At 61.6% G+C, this 13692-nt stretch carries 14 protein-coding genes; 8 read left to right on the top strand and 6 right to left on the bottom strand.

What is annotated here, in order from left to right; genetic code table 11:
* Nucleotides 1–4 precede the first annotated feature (4 nt).
* The gene (locus tag L0U83_RS17015) at nt 5–334 is read left to right on the top strand and encodes a c-type cytochrome (RefSeq protein ID WP_233884875.1); all 330 of its coding nucleotides are present in this window, start codon (nt 5–7) and stop codon (nt 332–334) included.
* A 17-nt stretch (nt 335–351) separates the two neighbouring features.
* On the opposite strand, the gene arsC is transcribed toward L0U83_RS17015, so the two are convergent.
* From arsC to L0U83_RS16995, 4 genes are all read right to left on the bottom strand, one after another.
* Complete coding sequence (gene arsC, locus L0U83_RS17010) at nt 352–780, bottom strand: arsenate reductase (glutaredoxin) (protein WP_233884874.1); 429 nt, start codon at nt 778–780, stop codon at nt 352–354.
* Nucleotides 777–1856: an ArsO family NAD(P)H-dependent flavin-containing monooxygenase gene (locus tag L0U83_RS17005; RefSeq protein ID WP_233884873.1), complete on the bottom strand. Its 1080-nt coding sequence runs from the start codon at nt 1854–1856 to the stop codon at nt 777–779. Before L0U83_RS17005 ends, arsC begins: the two co-directional genes overlap by 4 nt.
* Before the next feature lie 738 nt (nt 1857–2594).
* A complete protein-coding gene (locus L0U83_RS17000) occupies nt 2595–4031 on the bottom strand; it encodes a thioredoxin family protein (RefSeq protein ID WP_233884872.1) in 1437 nt (478 codons plus the stop codon).
* Between the two features lie 131 nt (nt 4032–4162).
* On the bottom strand, nt 4163–4507 hold the full coding sequence (locus L0U83_RS16995) for a DUF4148 domain-containing protein (protein WP_233884871.1): 345 nt from the start codon (nt 4505–4507) through the stop codon (nt 4163–4165).
* Nucleotides 4508–4706: 199 nt separating this feature from the next.
* On the opposite strand from L0U83_RS16995, the gene cueR reads away from it, so the two are divergent.
* The 7 genes from cueR to L0U83_RS16960 all read left to right on the top strand — a co-directional run bounded on the left by cueR (nt 4707) and on the right by L0U83_RS16960 (nt 10837).
* Entirely contained in the window at nt 4707–5162 is a 456-nt protein-coding gene (gene cueR / locus L0U83_RS16990) for a Cu(I)-responsive transcriptional regulator (protein ID WP_233886544.1), read from the top strand.
* A 49-nt stretch (nt 5163–5211) separates the two neighbouring features.
* A complete protein-coding gene (locus L0U83_RS16985; protein ID WP_233884870.1) occupies nt 5212–5571 on the top strand; it encodes a hypothetical protein in 360 nt (119 codons plus the stop codon).
* A 200-nt stretch (nt 5572–5771) separates the two neighbouring features.
* Entirely contained in the window at nt 5772–6086 is a 315-nt protein-coding gene (locus tag L0U83_RS16980; RefSeq protein ID WP_233884869.1) for a hypothetical protein, read from the top strand.
* Nucleotides 6087–6144: 58 nt separating this feature from the next.
* Complete coding sequence (locus L0U83_RS16975) at nt 6145–6393, top strand: DUF2933 domain-containing protein (protein ID WP_233884868.1); 249 nt, start codon at nt 6145–6147, stop codon at nt 6391–6393.
* A 763-nt stretch (nt 6394–7156) separates the two neighbouring features.
* On the top strand, nt 7157–8446 hold the full coding sequence (locus L0U83_RS16970; RefSeq protein WP_233884867.1) for an LssY C-terminal domain-containing protein: 1290 nt from the start codon (nt 7157–7159) through the stop codon (nt 8444–8446).
* Nucleotides 8443–9696, top strand: coding sequence for an LssY C-terminal domain-containing protein (locus L0U83_RS16965; RefSeq protein ID WP_233884865.1), 1254 nt, complete (start codon nt 8443–8445; stop codon nt 9694–9696). Before L0U83_RS16970 ends, L0U83_RS16965 begins: the two co-directional genes overlap by 4 nt.
* Nucleotides 9697–9856: 160 nt before the next feature.
* Complete coding sequence (locus tag L0U83_RS16960) at nt 9857–10837, top strand: lipase family protein (RefSeq protein WP_233884864.1); 981 nt, start codon at nt 9857–9859, stop codon at nt 10835–10837.
* Between the two features lie 173 nt (nt 10838–11010).
* Here L0U83_RS16960 and L0U83_RS16955 read toward each other — a convergent pair whose 3' ends face one another.
* Nucleotides 11011–11964 carry a restriction endonuclease gene (locus L0U83_RS16955; protein WP_233884863.1) on the bottom strand — a complete coding sequence of 318 codons (954 nt, stop codon included), beginning with the start codon at nt 11962–11964 and terminating at the stop codon, nt 11011–11013.
* A gap of 243 nt (nt 11965–12207) precedes the next feature.
* Complete coding sequence (locus L0U83_RS16950) at nt 12208–13683, bottom strand: DASS family sodium-coupled anion symporter (protein WP_233884862.1); 1476 nt, start codon at nt 13681–13683, stop codon at nt 12208–12210.
* Between the last annotated feature and the right edge of the window lie 9 nt (nt 13684–13692).

Here is a 13692-nt window from a genome sequence, read left to right as displayed (position 1 = left end):
CTCAATGAAGCGCTTGTTATTCGCCGGTCTTGCGCTGTCTTCAGCCGTTCCGGCCTTCGCAGGCATAGACGCCGCAAAGGCGCAGGCTATCGCCGGTCAGCACATGTGCCTCAGTTGCCACGCAGTCGACCACAAGGTGGTCGGACCAGCGTATCGCGACGTCGCCCACAAATACAAAGGCGACGCCGATGCGATGGCGGCTCTCATGAAAAAGGTGAAAGGCGGCGGGGCCGGTGCATGGGGACCTGTTGCCATGCCGCCCAATCCTGGTATCAGCGATGCGGACCTGCAAGTCGTGCTGACTTGGGTCCTCGCTGGCGCACCCACGCAATAGGGTGCGCCCGAATGGAATCAGGACTTGCTGACGCGTTTGCCTTCGCTGTCGACGACGACCTCACCATCCTCCTTCGTGAACGCCCCTTTCTGCTGTGCCGGAAGAATATCGAGCACCACTTCGGACGGACGGCACAGTCGCACCCCTAGCGGCGTCACGACGAGAGGTCGATTAATGAGGATAGGATGTTCGATCATGGCGTCGAGCAACTGGTCATCCGTAACACTCGGGTCGTCCAGTCCGAGTTCCGCGTATGGCGTTCCCTTCTGCCGCACGACTTCACGCACTGACAGTCCCGACTTCTGAATCAGCTCAGCGAGTTCGTCGCGTGACGGTGGATTCTTGAGGTATTCGATGATGGTGGGTTCGATGCCTGCGTTTCGAATCATCGCCAGCGTATTGCGCGATGTCCCACAATCGGGGTTGTGGTAGATGGTTACGTTCATGAGCTACTCCGTTCTCGAATTGAGTTGAGATATTCCGCAATCTGGTTGGCTGTGTCGCGCGCGCTACGCATGACGCCAATGAGCGTCGCCGAAGCGAAGCCGGTCCACTCTCCGTAGCCGACCAGCCAGAGGCGCGGCTCCTGAGTTGCCCGGGTTCCGTTGGTCGCCACTAGACCATTGCTCTCGCGCACGCCGAGTGCATCGAGGTGGTCGAGGGCAGGACGAAATCCGGTGCACCAGATGACGAAGTCAACGGGTGAAAACGCTCCGTCCGACCATACGACTCCATCGGTCTCAAAGCGTGAAAAAGGCCGTACCGTGTGGAGCACACCTCGGGCTCTAGCTTCCTTGACGCTCTGGACCATGACGACATCACCAAGCCCACCGACAGGCGCGGGGTCCGGTTTCCCCTCGCTGCGCGCTTTCCATCTGGCCGTCGCCCGTTCGAAGAGAACACGGCCGTCGACTTCATCCGGCAGGAACAGCGGTTCTTCCAGGGTAACCCATGCGACGTTACAGACTTGCGACACCTCGGCCAGTATCTGTGCGCCTGAGTTCCCACCGCCGACGACGAGTACGTTCTTCCCACGCAGGTCATCGGCGTTCCTATAGTTCGCGGAATGTATCTGCTTGCCGTGAAAGCTCTGCCCCGGGTACTCCGGGATATAGGGGTTCCCCCACGTGCCTGTAGCGCTGACGACCGCCTGGGCGAGCCATGTGCCTTGACTGCTTTCAACCAGAAGTCCGGCGTCTGAGCGCGCGACCGAGGAAACGCGGACGGCGCGATGCACGGGGACCTGGTATCGACGTTCGTACTCCGCGAGGTAGCGGATTACGTGCTCGCGTGACGGGTATTCTTCCGTGTCCGGTGGCATCAGCCAGCCAGGAAGCGAACTCCACTGAGCTGGCGAGAACAGGCGCAACGAGTCCCAGGTATGCTGCCAGGCACCGCCCGGCGCCGGCTGGTCGTCGAGAATGGCGTAACCGATAGAGGCGCGGCGCAGGAAATAGGCGACGGCCAGCGCAGACTGGCCGCCTCCGATAACGCAAACGTCGGTCGTGAGGGTCGGTGACATTTTCCGTTGGACAAGTTACGGCCAGAGACGCAATACTTCGATAATACCGGAAATGTAGTGCTCAACGTGGGACCGCGAGGAGCGTCATGACTTCCGACATGTCGAAAATTGCTGGTGGCATTGGCCCTTCAGCCGCACGCCTCCAAGTGCTCATTGAGCGTGCGCTGGAACTCTATCGCCAAGGGCCAATCTTGCCACCCGGCGAACGGCTAATGGCACTGGAAGAACTCAGGAGACTGTTGCCGCAGATATCGGCAGCCGCCCGGGACACGGCCGACGCATTTGCAGTGTCAGCTGACCCCGGGCGAATCACGCGTCCTTAGGCGGCTTGCGTGGCTTCAGGCCCACAGTCGTATTTGCATGTGAGCTCGTGGAACGCACCTGCGCTTTCCGGCTTACGCGTGTTCCAATGTTGCCGCTGACGGGATCGGCTCCTGTGCTTGGTACAACTGGAGTGCATCGCGTATGAGCCTTCTTTCGCCCCACTGACCGTACAACGCTGATGAGCGGCCACTGATGCTAGTGTCCGCAACGGGGTCGACTATTGATGGATGCATCCCGCTCGACGACAACATCTGTCGGCGGCTCACCATCGGACCGTGTGCAGCCATGAGGCCACATTCGCTAGTACCGTCGTCCAGACCTTCAGGCGTCGGTTCCCCCCAAGAACCAGCCATTTGACCTCCCAATGGTGACGCATGACAGTTCTCTCCCTATCCAGACTGGCAAATGGGCCGCTTAGCCAAACGTGAACGCATACGCCTGCACGCCCGGATCGAGAAAGTGGATCTCGAACGTACGGTCCACAATTGGGCCCTGCTGACGAACTAACTGATAGAGCCGATGGCCGGTCACCACGCCGTTGCCGTCGGCATCGGTGTCTGCACCGTGGTTCGGGCCAGGCGCTGCGCCATCGACGGTCACGCGAAACCTCACTGGTCGGCCATCCGCCGATGGGCCGAGCACCAGGTGCAGGTCGCGTGCATGAAACCGGTAGACGATGTCGCCGCCCGCGCGATTGAGGTCGGTATGCTCGGCGCGGAGCGTCCACGTCCCCCCGAGCGCCCACTGATTCAGCTTCCGCGCACCACCCGCGTAGAGGTGCGGTTGGTTGAGGACCGGATCGGCCGCCGACGCGAATCCCTGCGCGCGTGCGTACCCGAGGTAGGTTTCCGGCGACTGCAAATCGCCGAATGCAGGCGGCGCTTCGGCACCCTTGCCGGTATCGGCAACGAACCCGCCCGGCAGGTTCTTCGCACCCGCCTCGGTCAGCAGCTCGCGGATGACCTGCTCGGATTCCGCGTAGTTACCCTCGCCGAACTGGTGATAGCGAATGCGGCCTCGTGCATCGATGAAGTAATTGGCCGGCCAGGAGTCGTTATCGAACGCATTCCAGATCGCGTGGTCGGTGTCGATCGCGACCGGGTAGTCGATCTTCAGGTCGCTCACTGCGTGGCGCACGTTTCCGGGGTCCTTTTCAAAGCCGAACTCGGGCGCGTGCACGCCGATCACGACGAGGCCCGCCGCGCGGTACTTGTCGGCCCATGCCTTCAGGTACGGCAGCATGCGCAGGGAATTGATGCACGAGTAGGTCCAGAAGTCCACGATCACGACCTTGCTGCGCAGATCGTCAGCACTGAGCGGGGGCGAATTGAGCCATTGCACGGCGCCGTCGAGCGGGGGCAGCGTGCCTTCCACGGTCAGCGCGCTACGCGCCGAGACCTTCACCAAAAACGACGATGCTTCCTGCTTCACCAGCGCTGCCGCGTCTTCAACTTTGGTGGCGGCTAACGCCGGGTAATTGCGGTCCAGCAATCCCTGTTTGATCCCACTATCGCCGTCGGCAAAGGCCGCGACGGAGGTGGAAAGGAGCAGGGTTGCGAGGATGAAACGGTTAAGCCGGGCAGTTACTTTCATGATCGCTTTCCATAACAAGTGAGGGAGCCACTCCATGTGCGCACGGGCACGGATGGCAAAAAACTGCGGGCAAGGCCAGGAATTGGCGTTGATACAGGCGCCCGCTGACCTTCCAGCGCTGGCAACCACCGCGATGGCAATGTGGTCGCACGAACCATTGGCGACGATCCTCAACGCAAAGCAGGTTCGGTGTTGATGTAGTGAAACGCGCGGATGTATCTCGCTCGTTTCCATGAAGGACGGTTTTTGCGAGCGCATGTATCAACGCGCCCGGCAGATACATGGCGGTACAAAGAGGAACTGCGCCCGCGCACACAGCGAATCCGTTCCCTGAGTTGAAACGGTTCTGACCGACGCCCGCAACCAACGCTGGTCGTCACAGTCCTTCCTTACCGAGCCGCCTCGACGACCTTGCCTTCCGATCGCCACGCGTGCTCGAGCGGCGGGAAGTGCATGCGGTTACGGGCGATCGTCTCGCTGCTGGGCGGATAGTTGTTCTTGTAGATTGGCAGGAAGCCACTTTCTTCGGCCTGCAGCAATTCGGCCTTTACCTGTGCCCGGGTTTTGCCGGTGGCAGAACTTGCGTCGGCGACGGAGTTGACATCAGCCTGAGTCGCGACCGCCGGTGCCGCATTGACCGAAATGTGCCCGATTTTTGAGGCGCCGGAAGAATGTGGATAGGCAGGTCCACGAGAACCACCGCCACCACCGGCAATTGCCGTGATGGCATCCAAATGGGCATTCCGCGCCATGAGGAGGTCAAGAGTCGCCTAAATTTTTATTTGACCTGACGCAAAACGCTTGACCTTCCCACCGTCGGAAGGTCTACCTTGAATTCGTCGGGAAAGTAATGTGTCGCCCAGCGCCCCGACAGACAGGACGGGCTGCAATCAACGCGGCCGCCTAAGCTGCGCGACCTTTGCAAGGTGTGCCATGAACATAGGCCGAGCGGCGAGCGCCTCCGGCGTGTCCGCCAAAATGATCCGCTATTACGAGAGTATCGAACTGATACAGGCTGCCGGTCGGACCGAGAGCGGATACCGGACGTATGGAACGGATGACGTTCACGTATTGCGCTTCATCCGCCAGGCGCGCACGCTGGGTTTTGCCATCGAGCAGATCCGTCAGTTGCTGACGCTCTGGAAGGATCAGCGTCGCGCGAGCGCTGAGGTGAAGGCGATTGCCAGGCAACATGTCGCCGAGCTCGAGACGCGGATCGCGGAGCTTGTCGAGATGCGGGACGCACTCGCGCATCTCGCGCGGCATTGCGCAGGCGATCAGCGGCCGTCTTGCCCCATTCTCGAAGAACTGAGCCGGGGTGACGGGCGGAAGCTCGCGCGTCGCGAGTTGAGTCTGCTGGAGAAGTCTGCATCGGGACCGGGCGGCTGAGCAAACTCGGTGAAACATGGGCATAGACACGAAACGGGAGAGCAGGATCGTGAAATGGGCTGTCAAACTGGTGCTGTATTTTCTGATCGCGTGGCTGCCTCTGGCAGGTTTCGCCGCGCAGGCGCCGCTTTGCTCTCACGTGTCACCTCCGATCACGGCTTCGCAAATGACGGGGCAGCCCGCGGCGACCCTCATTGCTCATATGCATGCCGCGGACGAGTCATCGACACACCATCAGACTGCCTGCCATGGCAGTAGCGGCATGCTTTCCTGCAGCGTCTTCGTGGCTCCCGCGGAGATCCTCGTGCGCGCCGTAGCATCGTCTTCGTCTGTTCATACGCCGCGTGATTCCACGCGCGTCTCCCAGTTCATTCCCCATCTCCCGCTGCGCCCGCCACAGGTGCTGTAGCTCTCCTGGCCGGCCCCCCGTCTGAAGATCGCGTCAGCGGTCAGTCGCGGCTCGCCCGCGGGGGCTAGTGCCGACTGACGCCGTTTCGGTCGAAGGTTCGAATCCGGCTATCGGAAAACGGTCGCAATGGGCCGCGGTGTCGTCATCAATTGACCGTCGGCCCGCGTTCCAGCACTTCAAATTTGACAGAAGGACTTCACATGAATACCAGACGCCTTGCCGTCCCTTTGCTCGCACTCGTGCTTATCGGAAGCAGTGGATGGAGCGTTGCCGCCGAGTCGCACACACCAACCGGCACACCACAATCCGGCATGCACGATCCGTCGATGATGCACGGCCAGATGATGGAGGGGCACATGATGGGCGGCGCAATGATGAAAGACTGCCCGATGATGGGGCAACTGCCCCCTGGAAACGAAAAGCTCGCCATGCAGATGCACGGCGAAATGATGAAGGCAATGGGCGACATCATGCTCAGGTATGCCGACAGGATCCAGACGCCGCCTTCGAAGTGACGACCCGATCCTTCATCGGATCGTAGTGGAATCGAATCTGAACTCAAGGAGTAACACCATGAAATGCACGAAAACGATGCTCACGGCGGGCGCCGTTCTCCTCGCAGCCCTGGCGCTTGCCTATGTTGCACTGCCCCAGTTCCGGGCACTCGTGGTAAGCGCGGGCCCGTACCTGCTGTTCCTGCTGTGTCCGCTGTCGATGATGTTCATGATGAAGGGCATGCAATCGAACAACGAGCGTCAGGTCGCTTCATCCGATACGCTGCGGGAACGTCTGCCCGCAGAGGAGGCACAGTCGAAGCGGTAAGCGGCTGAAACGAACGGTGTGGCACGCGCATGCAGCAATGCGCGTGCGTACCGCTGCCGCAATGACGCAGTCGTGCTGCCACCCGCGGTCAGGGTCTGACTTTCCCGCCGTGGCAATGCCTGACGTTTGACTCAGGAGCGATGTCCGGTCGCGTGACGCTGGCCGACCCATATCCCTGCCGGGCTTCGCTTCCGCGCACCGTACCGTCGCCGCGGGGCTGGTCGACGACGGCTGGAAGGACACCGTACTGGTTCTCCGCGGACGCTTTCCGCCGCCGCGGCCTAACTAGGCACTCGCGCTTAATGGTCAAGAATTTGCCGACTGACTGGCAGTAAAGCATGATCGTTGATCCTCGAAAGCTGCCCTTCGCGTCGAGATTGAACCAATGGTCGGAGAGGGGGCGTCTACGGAAGTTCAAGGTCGCGACGCCTCTGAGACGAGGATGGTCGCCTCCCCTACTTCCGAGTTCGGCCATGAAGGGTCATTCGCCATCGCCGCCACGCGGACCTTCAAGCGGCTGCTCCGCAACAAGTTTCGGACTTTCATGGTCCGCAGGTGACTGGCGCTTCATTTTCCGATTGATGCTCGCCCGACGTCAGGGCAAACATGGCTGGTGCGGCCCCAATCAACTAAACTGGGCAGTACATTGCGCCCATTTATGTGCGCGCGCTCCGAACAGCCTGTTTGCCTTGCGCAACAGGAGGCGCGCGATCGTCCCATAGACACGACTGCCCGCCCGGAATCCCGGCGAAGAGGTGTCTTGATGAACCGCATCGTGATGCAGATGCTGGCTGTCATCTTCGTCGGCTCTGTACTGGCGGCCTGTACCGCAATCCCGTCAACGGTTTCCGTACCTGGATATCGAAATCGCGCCGAGACACGTACCGAGGGCGGCATCGAGGTCTCGACAGCCGTGCTGTCACCAGAGGAAAGCGCAGCGGTGTACGGCGTCCCGCTTGCCGACAGGCAAATCCAGCCCGTCTGGATCGAGGTCGAAAACCACGAGGACCGCAACTACTTTCTCCTGTCGCCCGGCATGGATCCGAACTTCTTTCCTGCGTCGGAGGCGGCCGAGGCGTTTGCCGGCACTGCTTCGCACGACCAGCGGGCCGACCTCGACCGCCGCTTCCGCGATCTCGCCTTTCATAACCCCGTCCGTCCAGGGGAGAAAGTCGCAGGATTTGTCCTGACCAACCTTAACGAAGGTGCGAAGCTCGTACAGATTGACCTCGTCGCAAAGGAGCGCGCCCGGACGTTTTCCGTTTTCGTAGCCGTACCCGGATTTGAGGGCGACTACAAGCGCAGCCAGCTATTCAAACGCATCACCGATCCGCAAGAGCCCACCGTGAACTACACGGATGACGCGAATTTCCGCGCAGCGCTCGAAGCCCTGCCGTGCTGCGCGACAAACGAGGACGGCTCGGAGAATGGCGACCCGCTCAACCTGGTGATCGTCGGCAGCCGCGACGACGCCCTTCCCGCACTCGTCCGGCGGGGCTGGAGCCTCACGGAGCAGAAATGGTCCGGCGCGATCAGGCGGATGATCAGCGCCGCACTGTCCGGCGAACCGTATGTCAACGCACCCGTGAGCGACCTTTACCTCTTCGGGCGCGCACAGGACCTCGCCTTGCAAAAGGCGCGAGGCGACATTCACCAGCGCAACCATTTGCGCCTGTGGCTCAGCAACATGCGCTACCACGACAAACTTGTCTGGGTAGGACAGATCAGCCGCGATATCGGTATTCGTCTGACCTGGCACTCTTCAACGTTCACCACACACAAAATCGACCCGGACGTGGATGAGGCACGCACCGCGCTGACCGAGGACATGACGTATTCGCAGAATCTCATGGAGATGGGTCTCGTGACGGGAGTGGGTGCCGCGCTGGAAAGCGCACCACGCAAGAACCTGACGACGGATCCGTATTACACCGATGGCTATCGTGTCGTGCTGGTCTTCGACCGCACGCCGAGATCGCTCGCGGACATCGAGGTCTTCCCGTGGATCACGCCGCACAGGGTCATGCACGTGACGCCTGGAGCGAAGCCGTGAGCATTTCGCAGACCTCGCTTCGTGCACTGGCACATGCTGGGCGCGCGCTATGCCTCGCGCTTGCGCTGGCCGGCTGTGCGACATGGCACGCCCCGCCTGAGGTCGACGATGGGCCGCTGCGTCAGCGTGAGGTCAGTGCCACCAGTCACAACGTGCGCGTGAGTGCAACTGTGCTCGGCAACGAAGACAGCGAGCGGATATATGGCGCCGACGTCAACAGGACGGGAGTCCAGCCGTTATGGCTCGAAGTGCAGAACGGGACATCGCAGGCGCTGTGGCTGTTGCGCTCGGGTACCGATCCGGACTACTTTTCGCCTCACGAAGTCGCGTGGTCCATGCATACGCTGTTTGGCGGTGCAGCGAATACGCGCATGGACGATTATTTCCGCGACCTCGGATTCAGCAACCCGATCCCGCCGGGCGCGACACGGTCGGGCATCCTGTTCACCAACCCCGATCAGGGCATCAAGCTCGTCAATGTCGATCTGCTAGGAAACCAGACGCTGATCCCCTTCTCGCTCTTTCTGCAGGTGCCCGGCGGCACGATCGATCCGCGTCTTGCGGCGATTCCTTTCCCGTTTCCCGAAACCGCAGTCACCGACTACGAGGACCTCGCGTCGCTGCGCGCTGCACTCGAACGGTTGCCATGCTGCGCCACCGACGCGAGCGGGACGGTTCAGGCCGATCCCTTGAACGCCGTCGGGATCGGCCAGCTCACCGACATTGGGTCGGCGCTGGTGAGGCGCGACTATCGGCGTGACGCGCGCGAGTCCGACCTCGCGCAGCGGGTCTTCGGGCGGGAACCGGACTTCGTCATGCGCAAGCAGGCACAGGCTGGCGCGCCTGCGATCTGGATACGGGGATGGCTCGCCCCGATCCGCTTCCAGGGGCAACTGGTCTACGTCGCGCAGGTCGGCCGGCCTGTCGGCGGGCGCTTTGCGCCACGCGGCGAAACGCACCTCACCCTGCACGAGAACGTTGACGAGGCACGCAACTTTCTCACCCAGGACCTGATGTACTCGGGTGGTCTTGACAAGCTCGGATACGTGAACGGTGTCGGCGTGGCATCGCCGTCCCATCCCCGTACGACGCTCGATGGCGCGACCTACCACACGGACGGATTGCGCGCGGTCGCGTTCTTCGCGACCCGGCCGCGCAGCCTGTCGGATGTGGAGTTTCTCGACTGGGTGCCCTATCTCGACGAGCCGGATACCCGTCAACCTGGAGCAACCGGCGATGCTCGACAATGACCCGAACGGGAGACCATCGCTCGTGTTATCAGGAACGCAGTATGCCGCAATCAATGCGTGGCGTCGGATCTGCGTCGTGCTGGCGACGATCACGTTGAGTCTCCTGTTCGGCGCGTGCGCTACCAAGCCGCTTATCCCGTACTCGGCGGATACACCGCCTATGATTCTCATGCCCGCATCCCAGGCCGGGGTCGTCGACAAGCGGGGGCGCTTCCGGGAAATCTATTGTGCGGTGCTTGCAGCGCGCGGTCCGGACCTACCTGACTACCGGCCCTGCGAGGACGCACTGACCCGAGTGGGCACCGAGCCCGCCGGCACCGGCAAGCCCATCGAACTGGGTCAATCGCAACAGCACCTCATCGCGGCGGTCGTGCCGGGAATCGGCTACGACTGCTTCAAGCCGTGGCTGAATCCGCCCGATACCGTCGTGAGGCACCTGCGCCAGTTCGGCTTCGACGCAACGCTAATCGACGTCGATGCGCTGTCGAGCTCCGCCAATAACGCACGCCAGATTCGCGACGCGATCATGGCCATGCCCGCGCCAGAGGGTGCGCCGCGCATCGTCCTGATCGGCTATTCGAAGGGTGCGCCCGACATGCTCGAAGCGGTGGTCGCCTATCCGGAAATCCGAAGCCGCGTGGCGGCGGTGGTGAGTGCAGCGGGCGCGATTGGCGGTTCGCCGCTTGCCAACGACGCCGAGCAGTATCAGGCCGACCTGCTGCAATACTTTCCGGGCGCGACCTGCACGTCAGGCGATGGCGGAGGCGTGCAAAGTCTGAGACCGGGAGTCCGTAGGGCATGGCTTGCGCAGCACCCGCTTCCGGGCGAATTGAGGTTTTACTCGCTCGTAACGTTCCCGCAGCCCGAACGCATCTCGTCGATCCTGAAATCGAGCTACAACAAGCTCTCGCGCGTCGACTCGCGAAATGACAGCCAGGTCATTTTCTATGATCAGGTTGTGCCGGGCAGCACGCTGCTCGCCTACGTGAATGCGGATCACTGGGCGCTGGCGGTGCCCGTTGCCCGGACGCACCCGACGATCGGGGCGCTCTTCGTCACGGAGAACGCGTATCCCCGCGAGGCACTTGTGGAGGCCATCTTGCGCTTCGTGGAAGAAGACCAGGCAGAGCCTACCCGGTGAGACCGTTTGACCCTGGAAAGCGGTCCTCACAGTTAAGCGAAGCCGGACGTCAGCTCAGGGTCGATTTCGGGCGACGGCGTGGGGCAGCGGTCGGCCATGAAGTGTCATTCGTTTGCACTGTCGCATGGACATTCAACTGTCCGGCCCACTCAGGAAACAGTCATTCGATTGAATTAAATCCGCCTCTCATCTAGAACTTGCGCCGCACGTGCCATAGTGACTTTGCATTTGGGATAGTTGCGACAGCCCCAGAACGATCCGCCCTTTCCCTGTCGTTCCACCATCTTCACCCCGCAGGCCACACAAGTTGGCGTCTGGTAGTCGCCTTCGAACGCCAGCGCAAGCAGCTTTGCTTGTTCGCCAGCTTCCAAGGCACGAATACGTTCGACGATGCCTGCGCCATCCACCAATAGAATGTCCGCCTGAGAGGCGTAGTCCCGAACTGGTTGGCCGATGAATCCTGCTAGTGACCAAAAGACACCATGCTTCACCTTTTTCGAATGCATGACCCCGCCAAGAGCCCTCACTGGGTCCACCTTCACAGGGGTCCGCCATGCCTTGCACTGGACGACCGCAATCGGCGCTTCCCGCCCATCCCTGTATAGGGTTGCGTCGATGCCGCCATCTGCACCATACGGCACCCTCTTGACGGTGAAACCCATGGCCTCGTAGTACCAGACGCACAGCATCTCAAATCGTTTCCATTCGAGTCGTCTGATAGCATCGATGGTCCATTCTGTGGGCTTCGCACGCGACGCCGAGCTGGCTTCGTCGATTTGGCCTGATGTATCCGAATTGAGCCTTGTGACAGGTACGCTCGTGCGGACAACACGGAGAGTAGGCTCCTTGCGCAAGGGCCATACGGCGCCCGGCGCAGAATCGGGCGCCACCTGACGCTTCCGAGCACGCAGATAGGCCAGCAGCCCAAGAAAGGCAAACATCGTTGCCGGAGCCCATGCAAAGAGACTCGTCGTGACCTCGCCGCGCAGGACGGGATTCGAGGCCATAGCTGCCGGTAGAGGCGCGTTAAAGATGACGTAGCTCGCCAATGCCAGCAACGCCGAAAGCCACCACGGCGCATCCAGCAGTCCGTGACGGACCGACGGCTTCCCTTTCCTGCTGTCCACTCTTCGACCCCTTCATAGCACACGCTGCGCGACATCAACGTCTACAAGTTAGCCAGGACCCACTCCTCCCGCTGCCAGTGCGCGCCCATCGGGGAGCCGTGTGGCAGTTTGCTGACTGCGCGCATGGTGAAGGCTGCCAGTCAGTGACCATGTGCCCGCGGCCGGATCGTAGAGTTCCGCGGAGAACAGGTCCCTTGAAGCGCCGCTTCCCTTTCAGCCTGAGAATTGGATCTCTGGTGCTGCTCAGAGATAACCCAGCAACTTCCACCAGAGCGGGCCGACGACCAGCCAGATCGCCATGTAGATCAGGCTCATCAGGAAGCCGGACTTCCACCATTGCCCCTGTGAGACGTAGCCCGAACCGTACATGACCGGAGCGGAACCAATGCCGTACTGGGTCATCGCACCGTTGACGCTGCTCAGACTGCCAAGGGCGATCGCCGCGACGAACGGGGGAATGCCGGCGGCGACCAGCAGTGCCAGGCAAAGTGGTAACAGTGCGCTGACGTGCGCCGTGGCGCTGGCGAAGAAGTAGTGGATGTACGTGTATATGGCCGCCACCAGCACAAAGACGGCGAGTTTCGGCATCCCCTGCAGATGGGGCCCAAACTCGTGGCCAAACCAGGAAACCATGCCGTATTCGTTGAGCTTGGACGCCAGCATGATCAGCAGACCGATCCAGATCATGGTGTCCCACGCCGACTTCTCGTTGAGCGCGTCCTGCCACGTCAGCACATCGGTCACCAGCAGCAACGACACCCCAAGCGCGGCTGCCAGCGTCGCGTTGACGCCCAGACTCTCGCCGAAGATCCACAGGACCAGCAGGCCGACAAAGATCACCGCCATGATGATTTCCTTGAAGGAGATCGGGCCCATGGCGGACAGTTCCCTCTGCGCCAGCGCGGTCGCATCCGGCGTGCTGCGGATCTGCGGCTTGGCAATCCAGAGCAGCGCGATGGGGATGATGGCCAGACACAACAAACCCGGCACGGATGCCGCGATCGCCCAGTCGAGCCAGCTGATCTTGGCGCCCTGGTCCGCCGCAAGCTTGACCGCGAGCGGGTTGCCCGCCATCGCCGTGATGAACATGCTTGCCGTGATGATGTTCGCGTGGAACGCGCAGAGAATCAGATAGCTGCCCACCTTGCCGCGGGACTCCGGGGTATCGGGATGGCTGCCCAGAACCTCCGCAATCGCCTTGGTAATCGGCAGCAGGACACCACCCGCGCGCGCCGTGATGCTCGGCATGGCGGGCGCGATGATGAGCTCGGTCAACACGAGGCCATAGCCCAGACCCACGGTGCGCTTGCCCATCAAACGCATGAACAGGAGTGCGATGCGACGTCCGAGGCCCGTCTTGATCACGCCACGGGAGATGAAGAAGGCAAGCATCACCAGCCACACGAGGTTGGTACCGGTGGCCTTGGTCACATCGTCAAACGAAATGACGCCGACGAGCACGCCCACGCTACCGCCAATAATGGCGATCGCCGACATGGGCAGTGGTGCCGTCATGATGCCGGCGATGGTGGCGACGAACACGGCGAACATGTGCCACGCCTTCGGGTCCAGGCCTGCAGGAACCGGGAGGAACCACAGAACGAGACCAATGGCCACCGGCACGGCGAACTTCCAGACTTTTCCCAGCCAGACTGAAAGCGACGCTGGGTTCGTCGTGCTGGACAGGGGCGACGACACTTTAGGGGGATTTGAAGCCATGATGGGCCT

It is taken from the genome of Paraburkholderia flagellata, from assembly GCF_021390645.1.
GTDB classification, from domain to species: Bacteria; Pseudomonadota; Gammaproteobacteria; order Burkholderiales; family Burkholderiaceae; genus Paraburkholderia; species Paraburkholderia flagellata.
This window is presented reverse-complemented; position numbering and strand designations above follow the sequence as displayed.